The organism is Mobilicoccus pelagius NBRC 104925, from assembly GCF_000247995.1.
GTDB classification, from domain to species: Bacteria; Actinomycetota; Actinomycetes; order Actinomycetales; family Dermatophilaceae; genus Mobilicoccus; species Mobilicoccus pelagius.
Map to the genome: position 1 here is coordinate 52,736 of NZ_BAFE01000043.1, position 20,182 is coordinate 72,917.

17 protein-coding genes and 1 other RNA gene are annotated in these 20,182 nt (G+C 71.8%); all 18 read left to right on the forward strand.

From position 1 onward, the window contains the following. The first annotated feature begins 106 nt into the window (after positions 1-106). The 18 genes from flgK to MOPEL_RS15840 all read left to right on the forward strand — a co-directional run bounded on the left by flgK (position 107) and on the right by MOPEL_RS15840 (position 20,021). Positions 107-1,612: a flagellar hook-associated protein FlgK gene (gene flgK / locus MOPEL_RS06290; RefSeq protein ID WP_009482029.1), complete on the forward strand. Its 1,506-nt coding sequence runs from the start codon at positions 107-109 to the stop codon at positions 1,610-1,612. Between the two features lie 15 nt (positions 1,613-1,627). Continuing rightward, positions 1,628-2,524, forward strand: coding sequence for a flagellar hook-associated protein FlgL (flgL, locus tag MOPEL_RS06295; RefSeq protein WP_009482030.1), 897 nt, complete (start codon positions 1,628-1,630; stop codon positions 2,522-2,524). A gap of 315 nt (positions 2,525-2,839) precedes the next feature. Continuing rightward, a complete protein-coding gene (locus tag MOPEL_RS06300; protein WP_009482031.1) occupies positions 2,840-4,657 on the forward strand; it encodes a heparinase II/III domain-containing protein in 1,818 nt (605 codons plus the stop codon). Between the two features lie 213 nt (positions 4,658-4,870). Then, positions 4,871-4,967, forward strand: an RNA gene (gene ffs, locus MOPEL_RS16555) — signal recognition particle sRNA small type. Between the two features lie 458 nt (positions 4,968-5,425). Beyond that, positions 5,426-6,175 (forward strand): FadR/GntR family transcriptional regulator, encoded by a 750-nt coding sequence (locus MOPEL_RS06310; RefSeq protein ID WP_245544728.1) that lies wholly within the window; start codon positions 5,426-5,428, stop codon positions 6,173-6,175. Between the two features lie 50 nt (positions 6,176-6,225). Further along, positions 6,226-9,165, forward strand: coding sequence for a DNA polymerase III subunit gamma and tau (locus MOPEL_RS18105; protein ID WP_009482034.1), 2,940 nt, complete (start codon positions 6,226-6,228; stop codon positions 9,163-9,165). Positions 9,166-9,379: 214 nt separating this feature from the next. Beyond that, a complete protein-coding gene (locus MOPEL_RS06320; protein ID WP_009482035.1) occupies positions 9,380-10,051 on the forward strand; it encodes a lysophospholipid acyltransferase family protein in 672 nt (223 codons plus the stop codon). 158 nt (positions 10,052-10,209) lie between these two features. Beyond that, entirely contained in the window at positions 10,210-10,809 is a 600-nt protein-coding gene (recR, locus tag MOPEL_RS06325; RefSeq protein WP_040633183.1) for a recombination mediator RecR, read from the forward strand. After that, positions 10,802-11,389, forward strand: a complete 588-nt coding sequence (locus tag MOPEL_RS06330; protein WP_009482037.1) for a DUF5063 domain-containing protein — start codon at positions 10,802-10,804, stop codon at positions 11,387-11,389. The genes recR and MOPEL_RS06330 overlap by 8 nt, the downstream gene beginning before the upstream one ends. A gap of 181 nt (positions 11,390-11,570) precedes the next feature. After that, positions 11,571-12,845 carry an aspartate kinase gene (locus tag MOPEL_RS06335; protein WP_009482038.1) on the forward strand — a complete coding sequence of 425 codons (1,275 nt, stop codon included), beginning with the start codon at positions 11,571-11,573 and terminating at the stop codon, positions 12,843-12,845. 5 nt (positions 12,846-12,850) lie between these two features. Then, positions 12,851-13,927 (forward strand): aspartate-semialdehyde dehydrogenase, encoded by a 1,077-nt coding sequence (locus MOPEL_RS06340; RefSeq protein ID WP_040633220.1) that lies wholly within the window; start codon positions 12,851-12,853, stop codon positions 13,925-13,927. Positions 13,928-14,575: 648 nt separating this feature from the next. Further along, positions 14,576-14,827 (forward strand): flagellar FlbD family protein, encoded by a 252-nt coding sequence (locus MOPEL_RS06345; RefSeq protein WP_009482040.1) that lies wholly within the window; start codon positions 14,576-14,578, stop codon positions 14,825-14,827. A 2-nt stretch (positions 14,828-14,829) separates the two neighbouring features. After that, on the forward strand, positions 14,830-15,612 hold the full coding sequence (locus MOPEL_RS06350; protein ID WP_009482041.1) for a motility protein A: 783 nt from the start codon (positions 14,830-14,832) through the stop codon (positions 15,610-15,612). Beyond that, positions 15,612-16,553 (forward strand): OmpA/MotB family protein, encoded by a 942-nt coding sequence (locus tag MOPEL_RS06355; protein ID WP_009482042.1) that lies wholly within the window; start codon positions 15,612-15,614, stop codon positions 16,551-16,553. The genes MOPEL_RS06350 and MOPEL_RS06355 overlap by 1 nt, the downstream gene beginning before the upstream one ends. 60 nt (positions 16,554-16,613) lie before the next feature. Further along, positions 16,614-17,078 carry a flagellar basal body-associated FliL family protein gene (locus tag MOPEL_RS06360; RefSeq protein WP_009482043.1) on the forward strand — a complete coding sequence of 155 codons (465 nt, stop codon included), beginning with the start codon at positions 16,614-16,616 and terminating at the stop codon, positions 17,076-17,078. Positions 17,079-17,171: 93 nt separating this feature from the next. Continuing rightward, the gene (fliM, locus tag MOPEL_RS06365; protein ID WP_009482044.1) at positions 17,172-18,041 is read left to right on the forward strand and encodes a flagellar motor switch protein FliM; all 870 of its coding nucleotides are present in this window, start codon (positions 17,172-17,174) and stop codon (positions 18,039-18,041) included. Between the two features lie 28 nt (positions 18,042-18,069). Then, entirely contained in the window at positions 18,070-19,254 is a 1,185-nt protein-coding gene (fliN, locus tag MOPEL_RS15835) for a flagellar motor switch protein FliN (RefSeq protein WP_009482045.1), read from the forward strand. Continuing rightward, entirely contained in the window at positions 19,251-20,021 is a 771-nt protein-coding gene (locus MOPEL_RS15840; protein WP_009482046.1) for a flagellar biosynthetic protein FliO, read from the forward strand. The genes fliN and MOPEL_RS15840 overlap by 4 nt, the downstream gene beginning before the upstream one ends. Positions 20,022-20,182: the final 161 nt, after the last annotated feature.

Here is a 20,182-nt window from a genome sequence, read left to right on the forward strand (position 1 = left end):
AGGTCGTGACCGGTCGCGGCCGATAGGCAGACGACCGTTCAGGCCCGATCGGGACGGACCCACCGGGCATCCCCAATGCCCACGACTCACGGATGAGAGACAAACCATGGTTGCAGCGTTCAGCGGCCTGCACATCGGCTCCTCGGCGATCCACGCCGCCCAACGCGGCCTCAACGTCACCGGCCAGAACATCGCCAACTCGGCGACCGAGGGCTACACCCGCCAGCGGGTCAACCTCGAGGCCGTCGGCGGCCCCGGCGTCCCGGCCTTCTGGTCGAGGTACGACGGCACCGGCGAAGGCGTCCACGTCACCGACGTCACCCGGATGACGGACTCGTTCCTCGTCGCCCGCGCCAACAACTCCAACGCTGCGCTCGGTGACCTCTCCGAGCAGCAGAAGACCCTCGCGGCGGTCGAACGGACCGTCAGCGAGCCCAGCACCACCGGCCTGCAGCAGAAGCTCGCCGACATGTGGAACGCCATGGGAGCCGCCGGTAACAGCCCCAGCGTCGCCAACGAGGCCCCTCGGGCGGCCGCGCTCGAGCGGACGAAGGAGGCCGCGGCCCAGCTCAACCGGCTGAGCAATGCCACGAGCACCCAGTGGCACGACACCACGACCGAGCTCCAGGCGAACGTCACCGACATCAACAAGATGGCCGAGGACATCGCCAAGCTCAACGTCGCGATTCGCAACAACGACATCGCCCGCGTGCCGAGCAACGAACTGCTCGACCAGCGCGACCTCATGATCTCCAAGCTCGCCGACCTCACCGGCGCCACCGTGCGGCCCGCCCAGATGGACCAGGGCGTCGACTTCAACAGCCACGCCGTCGACGTCGTCGTCAACGGCAAGGCCCTGGTCTACGGCACCCAGGCCGCGTCGCTTCAGGTCAGCGATCCCAACAACGGCACCTACCCCACCGACGGAAACGCCCCCGAGCCCGTATCGATCACGTGGGCGTCGGCGGCCGCGAGCGACACGAACCCGCCCGCCGTCGGCGACGACGTCTCCCCGATCAGCGGCCAGGTCAAGGGGCAGCTCACCTCCCTCAACGAGATCCTCCCCGGCTACATGCAGCGGTTCGACAAGGTCGCCCAAGAGCTCGCGGAGACGGTGAACACCCAGCAGGCCGCCGGATACACCGTCGACGGGGACAAGGGCGGCGATCTCCTCGTCCCCGAGACCGGCGGCACGATCACCGCGAGGAACATCCGCGTCGCCAAGGACGCCGTCGCGAACAGCATCGCCGTCTCCCAGGGCAACCCCAAGGGCACCTGGACCGACAAGGACGGCAAGACCCAACCGGCGAGCCTCGACGGCAACAACGCGATGGCGATGGCCCGGCACACGGGCGACGCCGCCGGCGCCGACGCCACGTACAAGTCGATGGTCGTCGAACTCGGCGTGCAGACCCAGTCGGTCAACCGCAACGTCAAGGTCCAGGAGAACGTCGTCCGTCAGGCCGAGGACGCCCGCGACAACGTCTCCGGCGTCTCCCTCAACGAGGAGATGACGAGCATGATCCAGTACCAGCACTCGTTCGCCGCCGCCGCGAAGTTCATCGCGACGATCGACCAGACGCTGGACACCCTCATCAACATGAAGCGCTGATAGGAGGTAGCCGACATGTCTCTTCGCATCACTCAGAACTCGATGAACCGGACCCAGCTGATGGGTCTCAACACCGCTCAGAGCCGCCTCCAGGGCACCCTCGAACAGGCCACCACGCAGAAGCGCCTCAACCGCCCGTCCGACGACCCGGTGGGCACCGTCCAGGCCCTGCGGTTCCGCGGCGAGCAGAGCCAGATCGCCCAACACGGTCTCAACATCACCGACGGGCTCTCCCGACTCCAGGCCTCCGACGACGCCCTGAGCCAGGCGAACAACATGGTGCAGTCGGTCCGCACCTCGGTGATCCAGGCCGCGAACGGCACCCTCGGCCCGAACGAGCGCAAGGCCATCGCCGAGCAGGTCCGTGGCATGCGCGAGGGTCTTCTCCAGCAAGCCAACAGTCAGTACGCCGGCCAGCCGTTGTTCGGTGGGACCACCCCGCTCGACAACGCCTTCGGGCCCGACGGGACGTTCCAGGGCAACACCCTCCCCGTTCTGCGCCAGGTGAGTGACTCCCCGGGCGACGCGGGACAGATGAACGTCGGCGTCAGCGGCAAGGACGCGTTCGGGAACGCCCTCGTCAAGGGCACCGGCGACCTCGACAAGCTCGCCGCCGCCATCGAGAACGGCGACGGAGCAGGCATGAAGGCTGGTCTCGACGCCCTGGACACGTTGCGCACGAACATCAGCAACGTTCAGTCGTCGGTCGGTGTCCGGTCGGCCCGCCTGGCCAGCCTCGAGGCGCTGAACTCGAAGCAGGAGGACGCCGCGACGATCGGTCTCTCCAAGGTGGAGGACACCGACTTCGTCAAGGTCGCGATGGACATGGCAGTGCAGTCGCAGGCCTACCAGGCGGCCCTGTCGGCGTCGGCGAAGATCATCCAGCCGAGCCTGATGGACTTCATCCGCTGACGTCTCGGCACGACGTGCCCTCGAACGGCCCCCGACCCGCCCGGTCGGGGGCCGTTCGACGTCTCCCGCCCGACGGCGGGGTGGAGATCGCCGCACAGAGATACCGGCGGCCACGACGCGGCGGCGGCGTCGAGCGTGACGTCTCCCGCTGCGCCGCTGAGGATCCCGGCCCCACTCGCCGGAAGCCCACGAGTCGCGCACCCCCGCCGATCCCCGCCGCAGAACGACGGGTCGTCAGGCCGATGCCGCAGTGGCCGATGGGGGGAGGTCGATCGGATCGACTCCTGCGCTCCACCGCCCACGGAAGGGACTCCCATGCGTTCTGTCACACGTGCCGTCTCGGTCGCGATCGCGACGTCGATGCTCGGCCTCACACCCCTGATGGCCGCGTCGTCCGCCGACGCCGCCCCCACCGACGCGTCCACGCCGTCGTACCCGTGCCGCGGCTACGGAATGATGAACTACAGCAACACCGTCTCCGCCCTCGACAAGGACCTCTTCACGGGCCCCGGCTACCGCGCCGCGAAGGTCGGCAACGGCCGCCACGACATCAACTGGAAGCTCGACCCCTTCCGGCAGGACTCGTGGAAGACCCACCTCAACGGCCTCCAGTGGACGGGCGCCTACCTCGACAAGTCGACCCGCGGCATGACGAAGCAGCGCGACCCCAAGGCGATCGACGGGGCCCTCACGATCACCCGCGACTGGATCCGCGACAACCCCTACCCGTGGGCCACCGGCCCCGGCGCCGGCAACGCGACCCACACCCGCGCCGACGTGATGATGTGCCTCCGCAGCGGCCTCCAGCAGCTCGGACGCCCCGTCCCCGCCTGGCTCGACGCCTCCCTCCTCCAGCACGCCGACTGGCTGAAGAAGCACACGTGGCCCGACCACAACGTCGGCACCGACCAGACCCTCGCCGTCATGGGCGTCGGATGCACCCTCGGCCGCCGCGACCTCCGCGACTACGCCGTCGGCAGGCTCAGCCGCGACATCGGCCGCGTCATCGACTCCCAGGGCGCGAACAACGAGCAGTCCGTCGGCTACGCCCGCTACAACCACGCCCTGTGGGGCTACGTCGGCGACGCCCTCACCGCCTGCGACGTGACGACCCCCGCAGCCCGCACCATCCAGTCCCGTCGCGCCGGCCTGCAGACGTTCCTCACCCACGCGACCCGCCCCGACGGCACCTACTGGCAGCTCGGCGACACCCAGATCGAACGCCCCCAGGGCCCGCTCACCCCCGAGCAGGAGTGGATCGCGAGCGACGGCAGACGGGGCGAGGCACCCCGCGAGCGCGTGAAGACGTACTCCGCCGGCTACGTCTTCGGACGCTCCGGCTGGGGCACGACCGGTCGCACCCCCTCGCAGGAGTCCGCCTACGCCCTCCGCTTCGGCCCGACCCGCGTCGGCCACGGCCACAGCGACCACACCGCGATCACCTGGAACACCCAGGGCCGCTCGATCCTCGCCGACACCGGCACCGGCTCCTACAACCAGGACGCGTGGCGCCTCCACTACATCGGCCCCGAGGCCCACAACCAGCTCGTCCCGGCCGGCATGCGCAACGGGGCGACGACGAAGCTCGTCCGCTCCCGCGTCGCCGACAAGGCCGACTTCTACCAGTTCGCCGACACGCCCTACCTCAGGACCAGCCGCACCCGCAGCGTCATCGTCCTCTCCGACCCCGACGTCGTCCTCGCCGTCGACAAGGCCACCTCGTACACGCCGACGACGTTCACCCAGTACTGGCACCTGCCCCGCGAGGCGAGCCTCCGCACCCACGGCACGCGTGCCACGGCGACGAACCGCGGCGTGACGACGACGCTCCTCCAGCTCCCCGCCGCCGGCGTGAGGACGACGTCGTTCGGGCAGGTCCGCGGCTCCTCCCGACCCATCCAGGGCTGGCAATGGACCGACCTCCAGCACAAGTACGCCGCGCCCGTCGCTACCGTCACGCAGAAGGGGAAGGCGGCAGCGATGGTCACCGCCGTCGTCGCCGCCCCCGGCACGACCCCCGTCTCCGTGAAGCCGGCCGTCTCGGGCTCGACGACGACGTACACGTTCCGCGTCGGCTCCAAGACCGCCGTCGTCACCCTCGACGGCAAGGGCACCCTCACGCGCGTGCGGTGACCCCGCCCGACATCACGGACGCGACGGCCCTACCCCACGACCGGGGTCGGCCGTCGCGCATGTCGGGAGACGGTGCGGGGGAGGCGAGTCGACGTCGGCCCCCGTCGCCTCACGTGACGGGGTGGCCCTCGTGAAGCGCCCCGATCGCCGCCCGGGAGCGCCCGTGCACGACGTCCGCGTTTCCCGCCGGGGGAGTGCTCGACTACAGTGGGCCCCGGCCCCCCGCGTGGTGGTACCTCACCGAACTCCCCCAGGGCAGGAATGCAGCAAGGGTAGGTGAGCTCTTCCAGGTACGCGGGGGGTCCTTTCATGCCCCGGGACGAGGTGGCCCCGCATCTCATCGACCACGTCGGCCACCGACTTCGTGAAGTCGACGGTGAGACCGACCTCGTCGTCCTGCAGCGGCTCGGTCGTCTCGTCGACGTTCGCCGGGGGGTGGAACACGTCCGCGTCGGCGATCGGGACACCGAGTTCCTTCGCGCGGGCCTCACCGCAGACGGACCCGCCGCTGCCGTAGAACCCCATCACGACGGCCAGGGGCCGTTCGGTCGTCGACTGGCCACTGCTCGCGTGAGGTGCCTCGTTGCACACGGTGACCCCGAAGACGCGACGGCCCGCCGCCGGGCCACCGGGGGCGGGTGACCCCTCCGTCGGGGCGGGCTCCACTAGGCGCCCGCAGATATGACGTGTTCGAGGCATGGTGGCGAAAGGGCCCGCTTGTCGCGTCGATCGTGTGGAGAGGGCCCATCGCATCTCTAAGCTCGTTCCATGACGCGAGCACGAACGGGCCAGGACGGCACGATGAACGGCGATGTCGCAGTGGCCCCCTCGCTCCACGAACAGGCTCTCGACGCCATCGGTCAGGCCGTCGTCGACGGCGAACTGCCACCCGGGGAGCCCGTCCTCCTCGAGAACCTCTCCGGCCGCCTCGGCGTGTCACGCACCGTCGTCCGTGAGGCCGTACGGGTGCTCGAGTCGATGAACCTCGTCCGCAGCCGCCGTCGGGTCGGGGTCGTCGTCCTCCCGCCGAGCGAGTGGACCGTGTTCAACCCTCGCGTCATCCGCTGGCGCCTCTCCGGTCCCGGCCGCCTCGACCAGCTCTCCTCCATCTCCCAGCTCCGCCGCGGCATCGAGCCCCTCGCCGCCCGCCTCGCCGCGACGAACGCCGACGAGGCCCAGGCGCAGGCGCTGTCCTCCGCCGCGGCGGGCATGGCGATGACCGCGCGCGTCCCCGACCTGCTCGCCTACCTCGACCATGACGTCACGTTCCACACGACGCTGCTGCGCGCCTCGGGCAACGAGATGTTCGCCGCGCTCGCGCCCGTCGTCAGCGAGGTCCTCGCCGGGCGCACCCACCACCAGCTCATGCCCGCCCGCCCCGAACCCGTCGCCGTGCAGCTCCACGCCACCGTCGCCTCCGCCATCGCGACCGGAGACGCCCACGCCGCCGAGATCGCCATGCGCGAGATCGTCGACGAGGCCCAGACCGCGATGGAACAGATCGCCACCGAGGGCTGAGGCACCCGTGGCCGGGCCGGTTGTCGGTGGGGGCCGCTAGCCTTCGGTGCGTGACCACCGCCCTGTACCGCCGTTACCGCCCGCAGGACTTCTCCGAGGTCATCGGGCAGGAGCACGTCACCGAGCCGCTCATGCAGGCGCTGCGCAGCGGCCGCGTCGGTCATGCCTACCTGTTCAGCGGCCCGCGCGGGTGCGGCAAGACGACGTCGGCCCGCATCCTCGCCCGCTGCCTCAACTGCGAGCAGGGCCCCACGCCCACCCCGTGCGGGGAGTGCGACTCGTGCCGCGCCCTCGCCACCGGCGGGCCCGGCAGCGTCGACGTCATCGAGATCGACGCGGCCTCCCACGGCGGTGTCGACGACGCCCGTGACCTGCGGGAGAAGGCCGCCTACGGCCCGGCCCAGTCGCGGTTCAAGGTGTACATCATCGACGAGGCGCACATGGTCACGCCGCAGGGCTTCAACGCCCTGCTCAAGATCGTCGAGGAGCCGCCGGAGCACGTGAAGTTCGTGTTCGCCACGACGGAGCCCGAGAAGGTCATCGGCACGATCCGCTCCCGCACGCACCACTACCCGTTCCGGCTCGTGCCCCCGGCCCGGCTCCAGGAGTACCTCGAGGAGCTCTGCGCGCGTGAGGGTGTCGCGGTCGAGCCCGGGGTGCTGTCGTTCGTCGTCCGCGCCGGCGGCGGATCGGTCCGCGACTCCCTCTCCGTCCTCGACCAGCTCATGGCCGGTTCCGGGGAGGCCGGGCTCACCTACGGGGGCGCCGCGGCCCTCCTCGGGTTCACCGAGGGGGAGCTCCTCGACGCCACCGTCGACGCCATCGCCGCCGGCGACGGGGCCGGAGTGTTCCGCCAGATCGACCGCGTCATCGAGACGGGTCAGGACCCGCGCCGCTTCGTCGAGGACCTCCTCGAACGGTTCCGCGACCTCATCGTCCTCGCCGCCGTGAGCCAGGCCACCGACGCCGACCCCCAGACCTCTGCCGTGCTCCGCGGCCTGCCACAGGATCAGATCACCCGCATGCGTCAGCAGGCCGGGGCGTTCGGGCCGGGGCAGCTCTCCTATGCCGCCGACGTCGTCAACGCCGGACTCACCGAGATGACCGGCGCCACCTCGCCGCGTCTCCAGCTCGAACTCCTCTGCGCGCGACTGCTCCTCCCCACCGGGGCCGGGGAGCACGGCTACGCCGCCCGCCTCGACCGTCTCGAGCGCCGCCTCGACGTCGGCAGCGGTATCGCCGCCCCGATCCCGCCGCAGGGCCCGCCCCCCGCGGTGCCCGTCGCCGAGACCGTCTCCGGCGAGGCCTCCGCCCGGGCCCGCCCCGTCGCCCCGGCCGACCGCGGCGACGCCACGTCCGACCGTCCCGCCCGCCACGGCGAGGCCGAGGACGAGGTCCGCCGCGGCAGCGGTGCTCCCGCCGGATGGCGTGACCAGCGCGGACGTGGACGCCCCCAGGGCGGTGCCCCGTCGGCGACGCCCGCAGAGCGCCCCGATGAGGAGGGCCGCTCCCAGGCCACCGCTCCCGAGACGCCCCGCGGTGTCGCCGAGGGCGGTCCCACCGACGGACGCGGCGCCGGGGAGGGCACGGCGCCGACCGCCCACCCGGCGGGTCCCGACCGGATCGACACCGCCCCCGGCACCGACCACGGGGCCGCGCCGGCGGATCGACGGCCGGAACGGCCGGAGCCCGATGCCGGGCACACCCCCGGCGAGGCGGGCGCGGCCGGACGTCCGGCCGACCACGGCGCCGACGATCGGGCCACCCCCGGCCGGGCCTCCGAGCCCGCTCCCGCCGGACGGGCCGACTCCGGGCGTCTCGAGGGCGGACGTGCTCGCCCCGGGCAGCCGACGGCCGGTGCCGCCGCCCAGAGCAAGGAGAGCCGCCCCGCCGGCCCTCGCGGCGCGGTCGACACCGACATGATCCGACGCAACTGGCCCGACGTGCTCCAGCGCATCTTCGGCATCCGCCGCGTCACGTGGACGTTCCTCTCCGAACACGCGCAGGTGCTCGACTACGACGGCAGCCGTCTCCTCCTCGGCCTCTCGACGCCGGGCCTCGCGACGACCTTCCGCAACGGCCCGCACTCCGAGGTCGTGCGCCAGGCGCTCAGCGAGGCCCTCGGCATCGACACGCGTGTCGAGGGCATCCCCGCGAGCGACGGGCCCTCCGTCCTCGCCCGCGGCCGAGGTGCCGCCCCGGGCCCCGCGGGTGGGGGAGTCCGCCCCGCCCCCGACGACCGGGCCGCACGCGGTCGTCCCCGCGGCGGCGTCGCGGACGCCGCCCCTCGGCCCGACCACGGCGCCACCTCCGGGGCCACCGACCGCCACCCCACCGACCGCCACCAGGGACGCCGCCCACGCGGCGACGGCGACGGCGACGACTCCGACCGACCCGACCGAGCCGGTCGAGGGGGGCGCCCCGGTCGTCCCGCCGCCCCGGCGTGGGACGACGACCGTCCTCCGCCCGGCGACGACGACGCGCCTCCGCCGGAGGAGTCCTACCCGCCCGACCCCGTCGTGGAGGGTCTGCCGCACCACGAGGCCGGTCACGGCGTCGGGCGCGGCCAGGTCGGCGGTCGGCCCCCGTTCGCCGGAGGCCGGGGCGGTGCCGGACACGAGGCCGTCCGCCCCGGTGGTGGTGCGGTCGAGGCAACCGGTGACGAGCCCGCCGACCGTCCCGCCCCCGGCGGGCGCCCCGAGGTCGGACGCGACGAGCACCGGCCCGACGATCACGGGTCCGACGAGCACGCACACGGCGACCACCGGCACGTCCACCCCGGCGCCGCCCAGGCGCGTGAGGCCCTCCGGGCGGCGCGGGGACGCCACGGCCATCGCGCCGACGCCCCCGGCGCCGCACCGTCCGACCCCCGAAGGGTCGACGACGACATCAGCGTCGACGACGAGGACATCGCCGACGCCTCGGCCGTCGGGCAGCCCGTCATCGCCGCCGTCCTCGGCGGGATCGTCATCGCCGAGGAGGAGGGCTGACGGAACCGGCCCCCGGGCCGCCCGTCGTCTCCCCTCGGACCCTCCCCTCGCGCCTGCCCGTCCACCCCCTCGTGGCCGGGCGGGCGCTGTGCTCGGTGGTGCGGCGACCTCGTCGGCCTCGGCCGGTCACGCCGTCCACCGCCTCGCAGTCGGACCGACGACCGGGACGAGCGACGTAGAGTGAGCGGCGTCTTCGTCGTCGAAGGGGAGCGCCGTGTACTACCGACTCGCCCGCATGGTCTTCACGCCCGTCCTGCGCGCCGCGCTCCGTCCCGACGTGCAGGGGGTGGAGAACATCCCCGCCGACGGACCGGTCGTCATCGCGAGCAACCACATCTCGTTCTTCGACAGCATCGTCATCCCCGCCGCCTCCCCGCGGCAGATCTCCTACCTCGCCAAGGCCGAGTACTTCACCGGCCGGGGCGTGCGGGGGACGATCGACCGGTTCTTCTTCGACGGCATCGCCGGGGCGATCCCCGTCGACCGTGACGACACCCGCGCCGCCCAGCGATCCCTCGAGCTCGCCCTCGAGGTGCTGCAACGCGGCGGTGCGTTCGGCATCTACCCCGAGGGCACCCGCTCCCGCGACCTCCGGCTCTACCGCGGGCACACCGGCATCGGGCACCTCGTCCTCGAGTCCGGCGCACCCGTCGTCCCCGTCGGGGTGCGCGGCACCGAACGCATCCAGCCCCCCGGCTCCCGGTTCGTCCGCCCCGCCAAGGTGTCGGTGACGTTCGGTCGCCTCCTCGACTTCACCGGCCGCATCGAGGGCATGCCCAAGGGGAAGGCCCGCCGGTTCGTCGCCGACGAGGTCATGGACGCCATCGCCGCGCTCACCGGGCAGGAACGGGTCGACGAGTACAACGTGCGCCCCACCACGACCTGACGTCTGCCGCGGACGCCGGAGGCGACGCTCGCCGAGACCCGCCTCCCGCCACCTCCCCGCTCGATGCGCCCCGAGGGGTGTCCCGCCGTGGCATCCTCGCGCAAGCGGGTCCCTCGCAAGAGAAAGGGTTGTCGGGGCGGCGACGTACGCTGGGGGACGTGTACGAAGGCGCAGTGCAGGACCTCATCGACGAACTCGGGCGACTCCCCGGGATCGGACCCAAGAGCGCGCAGCGCATCGCGTTCCACATCCTCACGGCCGACGAGGAGGACGTGACGCGACTCGCGCTGGCGCTCGAGAAGGTCAAGGCCACGGTGCGGTTCTGCGAGACGTGCGGCAACGTCGCCGAATCCGCGCAGTGCCGCATCTGCACCGACCCGCGGCGCGACCCCACGGCCATCTGCGTCGTCGAGGAGCCGAAGGACGTCGTCGCGATCGAGCGCACCCGCGAGTTCCGTGGCCGCTACCACGTGCTCGGCGGGGCGATCAGCCCCATCGAGGGCGTCGGCCCCGATGACCTGCGCATCACCGGACTGCTCCCACGCCTCGCCGACGGCGACGTCACCGAGGTCATCATCGCCACCGACCCCAACCTCGAGGGGGAGGCCACGGCCACCTATCTCGGACGCATCCTCAAGACCGTGGGGGTGCGTGTCAGTCGTCTCGCGTCCGGTCTGCCGGTCGGGGGCGACCTCGAGTACGCCGACGAGATCACCCTCGGCCGCGCGTTCGAAGGAAGAAGAGTCCTCCATGCCTGACACTCCCGCCTCCGACATCGAGCGCCTCGACGCCGACCTCCTCGCCCTCGGCGAGCAGACGGCCGCGGAGGCGCGCGCGTTCCTCTCCGTCGTCCGCGAGGTCGCCGGCGGGGCCGTGCCCGACTCGGCCGTGCCCGTCCTCAGCCTCGCGCTCAGTCAGGTCCTCGTCACCGGCACGCGTCTCGGCGTCATCAACGACGTCGTGCCGCAGGACCGGTTCGAGACCGACCTCGGCAGTGACGAGGACGTCGAGTCCCTCCGGCTCGAGCTCACGGCCCTCTTTCAGGGCATCGACGAGTACGTCGACGTCATCGACCCCCTCACCACCGGGGAGGTCACGAGCTCCCGCGTCTCCGACGACCTCGCCGACGTGTGCGCCGCGCTGCTCCACGGGCTGCGGCACCACGCCGACGGGCGGCTCACGGAGGCGCTGTGGTGGTGGCAGTTCAGCTACCTCGCGACGTGGGGTGCCCGCGCGGCGAGCGCGTTGCGGGTCATGCAGTCGATCCTCGGCCACATCCGTCTCGACGCGGACGAGGACACCGTCGCCGAGGCCCAGTTCGACGCGTTGCACCGCTGATCGAAGCCGTGAGCGGCCGGGCCGGCGCGGTCGCCCGCACCGGGGTCCTCCCCGACGACGCCACGCCACCGCCGTTCTCGCCATCCGGGCGGACCTCGGCCCAAGGGGCGAGATCGGTAGACTTCCGGCGTCAGCAGGGTCGATTCGCGTCGGCCTCCGCCCGCCAGCACTGGAGACGCTCGTGACTCTGGTCGTCCAGAAGTACGGCGGCAGCTCCCTCGCCGATGCCGAGAGCATCAAGCGGGTCGCGCGCCGCATCGTCGAGACCCGCCGCGCCGGCAACGACGTGTGCGTCGTCGTGTCCGCCATGGGGGACACCACCGACGAACTCATCGATCTCGCCCAGCAGGTGAGCCCCCTCCCGCCCCTGCGGGAGATGGACATGCTCCTCACCGCGGGGGAGCGCATCTCGATGGCGCTCGTCGCGATGTCGATCACGACGCTCGGCCACACGGCGCAGTCGTTCACCGGCTCGCAGGCCGGGCTCATCACCGACGAGGCGCACGGCCGAGCCAAGATCATCGAGGTCACCCCCGGCCGCATCCGGGCCGCGCTCGACGAGGGGCACATCGCCATCGTCGCGGGCTTCCAGGGCGTGTCGAAGGACACGAAGAACATCACGACGCTCGGCCGCGGCGGTTCCGACACGACCGCCATCGCCCTCGCCTCCGCCCTCGAGGCGGACGTGTGCGAGATCTACACCGACGTCGACGGTGTGTTCACGGCCGACCCGCGCATCGTGCCCTCCGCCTGCCGCCTCGAGGAGATCTCCACCGAGGAGATGCTCGAGATGGCGGCCTGCGGCGCGAAGATCCTCCACCTGCGGTGCGTCGAGTACGCCCGCCGGTTCGGCATCACGATCCACGTGCGCTCGTCGTTCTCGAACAGGCCCGGCACCCTCATCCTCGACCGCCCCAACGAAGGAGAAGAGAACGTGGAGGCTCCGATCATCTCCGGCGTCGCGCACGACCGCAGCGAGGCCAAGATCACCGTGGTGGGCGTGCACGACAGCCCCGGCAAGGCCGCCGACATCTTCCGGGTCCTCGCCGAGTCCGGCGTCAACCTCGACATGATCGTGCAGAACGTGTCGGCGGTGGAGAGCGGCCGCACCGACATCTCCCTCACGCTGCCGAAGACCGATGGTCAGGTCGCTGCGAAGGCGCTCGACCGGGTCCGCGAGGAGGTCGGCTTCGAGTCGATCCGCTACGACGACCAGATCGGCAAGCTCTCCCTCGTCGGCGCCGGCATGCGCTCCAACCCGGGCGTGAGTGCGACGTTCTTCAAGGCGCTCTCCGACGCCAACATCAACATCGAGATGATCTCGACCTCCGAGATCCGCATCTCGGTCATCACGCGCGGCGACCAGCTCGACGACGCCGTCCGTGCGGTGCACAGCGCGTTCGGGCTGGACTCCAGCGAAGGCGAAGCGGTCGTGTACGGAGGCACCGGGCGGTGAACGCCGTGGGTGAGCGGCCTCGCCCCACCCTCGCGATCGTCGGCGCCACGGGTGCCGTCGGCGCCGTCATGCTCGAGGTGGTGAGCCAACGCGCGGACGTGTGGGGGGAGATCCGTCTCCTCGCCTCGGCCCGCTCGGCGGGCCGGACGATGTCGGTGCGGGGCGAGGACGTCGTCGTGCGCGAGCTCGATGCCGCAGCCTTCGACGGTGTCGACGTCGCGGTGTTCCTCGTGCACTCCGAGGTCGCTGCCGAGTATGCGCCGATCGCGGTGCGGGCGGGTGCCGTCGTCATCGACACCTCGCGCGCGTTCCGGGCCGAGCCGGACGTCCCGCTCGTCGTCCACGGCTACAACACCGCGCAGGTGGGCAACCGGCCGCGCGGCATCGTCAGCAGCCCGACGGGTGCGACGCTCGTGCTCCTCGACGCGATCGGGGCGCTGCACAGCGGGTGGGGCCTCACCGATCTCGTCGTCACGACGATGGAGGCGGCCTCGGGTGCGGGCGAGGCGGGCATCGCCCGTCTCCACGACGAGATCGAGAGCGTCGCCGGGGAGCGGCAGCTGGGTCGGCACATCGGCGACGTGCGTCGCCACGTCGAGTCGCGCCTCCCCTCGGAGTCCTCGCCGTTCCCCGCCCCGCTCGCGCTCAACGTCGTCCCGTGGACGGGGCGCGCCGCGGGGGAGGGGTGGAGCACCGCGGAGATGAGTCTGCGCGACGAGCTCCGCAAGATCCTCGACCGCCCGTCGCTCCATGTCGCCGCCACCTGCGTGCGCGTGCCGGTCGTCTCGTCCCACGCGATGTCCGTCCATGCCCGGTTCGAGGGGCCCGTCTCCCTCGAGGGGGCTCGCACCGCGCTCCTTCAGGCGCCCGACGTCGTCGTCCTCGACGACGTCGAGCACGACGACTGGCCCACGCCCGTCGACGTCACCGGCTCGGACCCGACATTCGTCGGAAGGCTGCGGCAGACGGCCGACTTCCCCGACGCCGTCGACTTCGTCGTCTGCGGCGACAACCTTCGCAAGGGCGCCGCGACGAACTGTGCGCAGATCGCCGAGACGCTCGCCGCCGAGCTCGGCGCATGAGGGATCCCTCAGGAACCGCCGCACCCGGCCGACCTCCGAGGTGACCGTTCCGCCCCGTCACACGACGAGGCGTGCGGCCACCCGCGCCGTCCGCTGCCCCCTCACCTCGAGGTGGGGAGGGCGAAGGCGCTGATCATCGGGCTGCGAGTGACTCCGACATCGCCACCTCCCCAGGGGGAGAGGCGGGATGCCGGGGACGCTCGCAGCCCTTCGTCGTTCCCGGGGGCTTCCCCGTTCCGGGCGGGGCACCCTTCCGATCCTGCTGTCTCCGCGAGACCGGTCGGGGCGAGCACGGCGTCTTGCGAAAAGGACTCATCCGACGGGCGGGGACGACCCTCCGGAACCGCGAGCGCGGCGTGTCGTCGGCCGCGGCGGGCACCCCGGACATCGGGTCGTCTCCCCGGAGAGGTTGCAGGAGCGTTCGGCGAGTAAGGGATTCCCGCAGATCCGCCCGGCGTCGACGAGCCCGCACCACGCGTACGACCGGTGATCGGGCCGGGCGGACCCGGCGGGCCCGAACTCCGCGTGGCGCCGTGACCTGCGCCGCAGGCGCCGGGCGAGGTTCACGAATTCCGGTGAGGCGTCGATAAGGAGTCGGCAGGCCCGGATCGGCCGGCTCACCACGACCCCGCCACGGATGGGACCTCCATGATCACCGTCACCCGACGAAACGGCACCGCGTTCGCGCTCAACCCGGATCTCATCGAGCGCGTCGAGGCCACCCCGGACACGGTGATCACCCTCGTCAGCGGGACGAAGTACGTCGTGGCCGAGACGGTGCAGCAGATCGTCGACGAGGTGTGCCAGTTCCGGGCCGCCGTCCTCGTGGCCACGTCGGCCCCCTCGCCCGAACCGGCACGCCGGTCGCGGCTCCACAGCGTCTCGAACCCGGAGAAGTGACCATGGACAAGGGAACCCTCATCGGCGTCGGCACCACCTTCGGTGCCGTCGTCGCCACCGCGCTCCTCGACGGCGTGTCACTCGGTCACCTGCTCGAGCCGGGCGCGCTCGTCCTCATCTTCGTCGGAACCTTCGGCGCCGCCGCCGGCAGCCTCATGTTCACCGAGTACAAGGTCGCCCTCGCCGGGGCGAAGAAGGCCTTCACCGCGAAGGTGCCCGACGGGTCCGGCGTCGTCGACGTCATCGTCCGGATGGCCGACCGCGCCCGCCGCGAAGGCCTCCTCGCGCTCGAGGACATGGCGAGGGAGATCGACGACCCCCTCCTCAAGGAGGGAATCCAGATGACCGTCGACGGCACCGACGCCGACGAGATCGGGGAGCTGCTCGACGCCCGCATCGCGGCGAAGAAGGACCGGGACAAGGTCGCCATCGGCTTCTTCGAGGCCATGGGTGGCTACGCCCCGACCATCGGTGTCGTCGGCGCCGTCCTCGGCCTCATCCACGCCCTCGGCAGCCTCGACGACGTCGCCGCCCTCGGCGGCATGATCGCCTCCGCGTTCGTCGCGACGATGTGGGGCGTGCTCATCGCCAACGGCGCGTGGCTCCCGATCGCCGGCAAGCTCAAGCGACTCAGTCAGCTCGAGGTCGCGAACATGGAGATGATCGTCGAGGGTGTCCTCGCCGTCCAGGCCGGCACGAGCCCGCGCATGGTCGAGCAGAAGCTCCGCTCGGCGTTGCCGAACGGCGGCCAGCCCGCCGACGGCAAGGAAGCGAAGGCGGCCTGATGGCGCGCAAGCCCAAGCACGAGGAACACGAGGAACACGCCAACCACGAACGGTGGGTGCTCAGCTACGCCGACATCCTCACCCTCCTCCTCGCGCTCTTCATCGTCATGTTCGCGATCTCCAAGGTCGACCAGAAGAAGTTCGAGGAGTTCGCCCGCGGCACCGCCGAGGGGTTCGGCAACGTCGCCGTCACCGGTAAGACCGGCATGTTCGAGGGCGGCGACGGCGTGCTCAAGGACCAGAAGCCCGCCCAGATGGAGGACGTGCCCGCCACCAAACCCGTCGACCGCGACTCCGCGCTCGCGCAGGCCGTCATCGAACGGGAGAAGGCCCGCTCCGCGGCCGCCTCCGCCGAGAAGGCCAATCTCGAACAGATCAAGGCCAAGCTCGCCACCGAACTCAAGAAGAAGGGCCTCGGCGACGCGGTCCAGATGGAGGTCGACGCCCGCGGACTCGTCGTCAACATCGTCACCGACAAGGTGCTGTTCGACACCGGCCACGCCGACCTCAAGTCGACCGGCACGACGGTGCTCGACGCGATCGCCCCGACCCTGAAGCCGTTGCCGAACTCCATCAGCGTCGAGGGCCACACCGACAACGTGCCGATCAGCGGCTCCTACCGGTCCAACTGGGCGCTCTCCACCGACCGCGCCGTCATGGTGACCGAACGGCTCATCAAGGACGGCATCCCCGGCAACCGCATCTCCCCGGCCGGGTTCGCCGACACGCGCCCCCTCGAACCGAACACGAACGACGTGGGCCGCGCGCGCAACCGCCGCGTCGCCGTCGTCGTCCTTCCGTTCCTCCCGCAACAGGACGCCGAATCCGGCCTCGCCGCCGCCGACCGCAAGCCCGGCGGGCCGACCGTCGCACCCTCGCTCGCCCCGAAGGTGCCGGACATCGCCCCCACGATCGCGACGCCCGCGCCGCCGGCCCCCTGACCCACCCCACGCCCGCAAGGGCCTCGACCTCCACCGACCTCTCCAGAGGAGACCGCGACCATGAGTGAAGCAGCGACCGAAGAAGCCCCCAAGAGCAAGACAAAGCTCATCATCATCGTGGCCGCCGCGCTCGCGGTCGTCCTCGCCGCACTCGGCGTCGTCGCGTTCATGCTGCTCGGTGGCAAGGACGACAAGGAAGCCGGGGCCGCCCCCGAGACCGGGGTCGTCGTCCCGCTCAAGGACGAGATGACCCTCAACCTCGCCGACGGCAAGTTCCTCAAGATCCAGCTCGCCCTCCAGCTCACCAAGGAGGCCACCGAGACCGCCGGCGAGAAGGCCGCCGACACCTTCGACGGCTCCAAGGCGCAGGACGCCGCGATCTCCGTCTTCTCGACGTACAAGTACAACGACCTCCTCGACGCCAAGACGAAGGAGGAGGCCCGCAAGAAGCTCGCCGCAGAGGTGAAGAAGCGGTACGACGGCGAGGTCATGGACGTGTACTACCGCCAGTTCGTCATGCAGTGACGCCCCGACCTCCCGCTCAGATCCCGTCCGCCCGTAGCGTCCTCGCCCACCCGGGCGCTCAGAAGAGCCGCCCTCCGGCCGATGTGAGGTCTTGTGAACGCCGAACCGCAGCTCTACGACTTCCGGAGCCCGAGCCGGTTCAGCCGCGAGCAGATGCGGGCACTGCAGATGGCCTGCGAGACCTTCGCGCGGCAGATGGCGACGGTCCTCTCCAACACCCTCCGCATCGTCGCCCACGCCGACTTCGACGACATCCGGCAGACGACGTACGAGGAGTACATCCAGCAGGTCCCCAACCCCTCGCTGCTCGCCATCCTCAACTTCGCGCCCCTCGAGGGCGACGGCGTCTTCCAACTGCCGATGGACCTCGTCATGAGCGTCATCGACCGTCTCCTCGGCGGGCCCGGCGACACGAAGCAGCCCAGCCGGGCCCTCTCGGAGATCGAGACCGGCCTCATCCGCAACCTCGTCCGCCAGATGGTGTACGAACTGCGGTACGCGTTCGAGTCGCTCGGCGGTGTCAAGGGCGAGGTCCAGTCGCTCGAGTCGGACCCGCAGTTCCTCCAGCTCGCGCCGCCGTCGGACCCGATGCTCGTCGCCGGGTTCGAGATCAGGCTCGGGGACCAGGCCGCCATCTCGACCCTGTGCCTCCCCGTCGAGACCATCGCCCCCGTCCTCGAGATCGTCCACGCCAAGCCCGAGATCGAACTCACCGGCGCGAAGGCGGAGGCCGCGGAGAACCTCAAGGACCGCATGAACGAGGTTCCTGTCGACGTCCGCGTGAGGTTCGCCCCGATCGAGCTTCCCTCCCGCGACATCCTCGACCTCGAGGTCGGTGACGTGCTCCCGCTGCGTCACCCCACCAACCAGCCACTGACCCTCGAGGCCGACGGCGTCGCCATCGCGACGGCCGTCCCCGGCAGCTACGGCAAGCGTCTCGCCTGCCAGATCGTCACGTCATGACCCGCCCGTTCGTGAAGAAGGACAACTGATGCCCACCACGCCAGAGCTCGACGCGGCGCTCGTCGCCGCGGCCCAGGCGCTGCCTGCTCACTTCTCGAACGCGGACGACCTCACGATCGAGGGGTTGGACGCCATCCAGGCGACGACGATGTCGTTGCCGGGCGGTGCGTTCGCCGTCGAGTCGGTCGTGCAGGGCAACGACACGATCGGCAGCGTCGTCCTCATCATCACCGGACTCGTCGACCACAAGAACGGCGAGGTGTTCGACCGCACCGAGGCCCGCACCCTGTGGACGGCCGCCCTCGAGGAGTCCTTCACCGCCCTCCAGGGCGAGGTGGGGGAGTTCAAGACGGGGCAGGCACACATGACCGACCCGTTCGACGTCCTCGAGAGCGCCGACGAGGCCGCGGTCGCCGGTGTGTTCTCCGAGCAGACCCTCGCCGCGCTGCTCCTCGCCCAGCCGAAGGAGGCGACCGGCCAGGGCGCCGCCGCCGAGCTCGCCGCCGCTATCGCCGCCGCCGAGGCGGAGGACACCGCGGCCGACGAGGACGCAGAGGGCACCGCCGCCGAGGCGGAGGACGGCGCCGAGGGCTCGACCGCCGACGACGCCGCAGGTGACGACGGCGAGGGGATCCCCGAGTTCACCCCGTCCCCCGACTCCGCCGGCATGACGCCCGCCGGTGCGCCCACCGGCGCCCCACCCGCAGGCATGCCCGGCGCTCCGGGGATGCCCGGCATGCCCGGTTACGACCCGTACGCCGGGTTCGCGCCGGGCGCCTACCCGCCCCCCGGCTACCCGCCCTACGGGTACGCCGCCCCGCCGCAGGACCCCGAGCAGGCCGCCGCTGCCGCGGCAGCAGCAGCCGCCCGCGCGCAGGCCAACATGAACCTGCCCGGAATGCCCACCCCGACGCTCTCCCCGTTCGCGCCCGGCGGCTACGTCGACCCGCGCCGCATCGACCTCCTCCGCGAGGTCCTCATGGGCGTCAGCGTCGAACTCGGCCGCACCCGCCTCACCGTCAGCGAGATCCTCGGCCTCACCCCCGGATCCGTCGTCGAACTCGACCGCGCCGCCGGCGCTCCCGTCGACGTCCTCGTCAACGGCACCCTCATCGCGCACGGCGAGGTCGTCGTCGTCGACGAGGAGTTCGCCGTCCGCATCTCCGAGGTCATCGACCCGCAGGCCGGTGGTGAGGGTCGGGCGAGCGCGTGAACGACTCCTCGCTCGCGTTCTCCCTCGCGCGGGCGGCGATCTCCCTCGCGCTCGTCCTCGGGCTGCTCGTCCTCTGTCTGCGGACGCTCGCCCGTCGCGGCGGGTTCACCGCTCCGACGAGGGCCTCCGTCGACCTCGAGGTCCTCGGCCGTCGCCAGCTCTCGCGCGCCGCGTCGGTGCAGGTCGTCCGCGTGGGGGAGGACCTCCTCGTCCTCGGCGTCACCGACTCCCACGTCTCCACCCTTCATCACCTCTCGACCGGCGACCTGCCTGCCGATGAGGAGGAGGGGGAGCCGACGACGTCTCCGTCCACGGGGACGACCCCGTCGGCGACGATCGACGCGCTGCGCCGCCAGGGCCGTCTCGGTCGTCTCGTCGCGGACGCCACCGGCACCCGCAGCCGCAGCGGCCGCCACCGGGGACGCCCCGACGGCACGTCACGCTCCGGCCGAACCCGCGCGACGAGCACGACGCACACCACCGCCCCGGCCGACGTCCTCGGCACGACCGGCCCGATCACCACGACGACCGTGGCGACGACCGGCGCGGGCGGTCACGTCGGTTCGACGGTCGGGACCCTCGGGGCGGCCCCGGCCGGGACGCCTTCGACCGACACGACGACGGACACGAGCACCATCGCCACGAGCACCACCGGCACGAGCATCACCGGCACGAGCATCACCGGCAGGAGCATCACCGGCACGACGGACCCGATCCTCGGGCTCACCGGCCACCGACACGGGCAGACGGGAGGGACGCACGCATGACATCGCGCCCGCATCCCCGCCCGGCCCTGCCCCGACGCCTCCTCGGTGTCCTCGCACTCCTTTCCGCCGTGACGTGCACGGGGTTCTCGTCCCCGACGGCCGCCCACGCCGCCGCGGACCGCCCCGCCGTCGCGCTCGCCGCCCCCGCCGCCCCCGTCGTG

Excerpts from the sequence above, each read along its gene's own strand:
- MOPEL_RS06345 (WP_009482040.1), top strand. The coding sequence starts at position 14,576 with ATGATCACCGTCACCCGACGAAACGGCACCGCGTTCGCGCTCAACCCG.
- fliN (WP_009482045.1), top strand. The coding sequence starts at position 18,070 with ATGCCCACCACGCCAGAGCTCGACGCGGCGCTCGTCGCCGCGGCCCAG.
- MOPEL_RS06355 (WP_009482042.1), top strand. The coding sequence starts at position 15,612 with ATGGCGCGCAAGCCCAAGCACGAGGAACACGAGGAACACGCCAACCAC.
- flgK (WP_009482029.1), top strand. The coding sequence starts at position 107 with ATGGTTGCAGCGTTCAGCGGCCTGCACATCGGCTCCTCGGCGATCCAC.
- flgL (WP_009482030.1), top strand. The coding sequence starts at position 1,628 with ATGTCTCTTCGCATCACTCAGAACTCGATGAACCGGACCCAGCTGATG.
- MOPEL_RS06310 (WP_245544728.1), top strand. The coding sequence starts at position 5,426 with ATGACGCGAGCACGAACGGGCCAGGACGGCACGATGAACGGCGATGTC.
- MOPEL_RS06360 (WP_009482043.1), top strand. The coding sequence starts at position 16,614 with ATGAGTGAAGCAGCGACCGAAGAAGCCCCCAAGAGCAAGACAAAGCTC.
- MOPEL_RS06350 (WP_009482041.1), top strand. The coding sequence starts at position 14,830 with ATGGACAAGGGAACCCTCATCGGCGTCGGCACCACCTTCGGTGCCGTC.
- MOPEL_RS06300 (WP_009482031.1), top strand. The coding sequence starts at position 2,840 with ATGCGTTCTGTCACACGTGCCGTCTCGGTCGCGATCGCGACGTCGATG.
- MOPEL_RS06330 (WP_009482037.1), top strand. The coding sequence starts at position 10,802 with ATGCCTGACACTCCCGCCTCCGACATCGAGCGCCTCGACGCCGACCTC.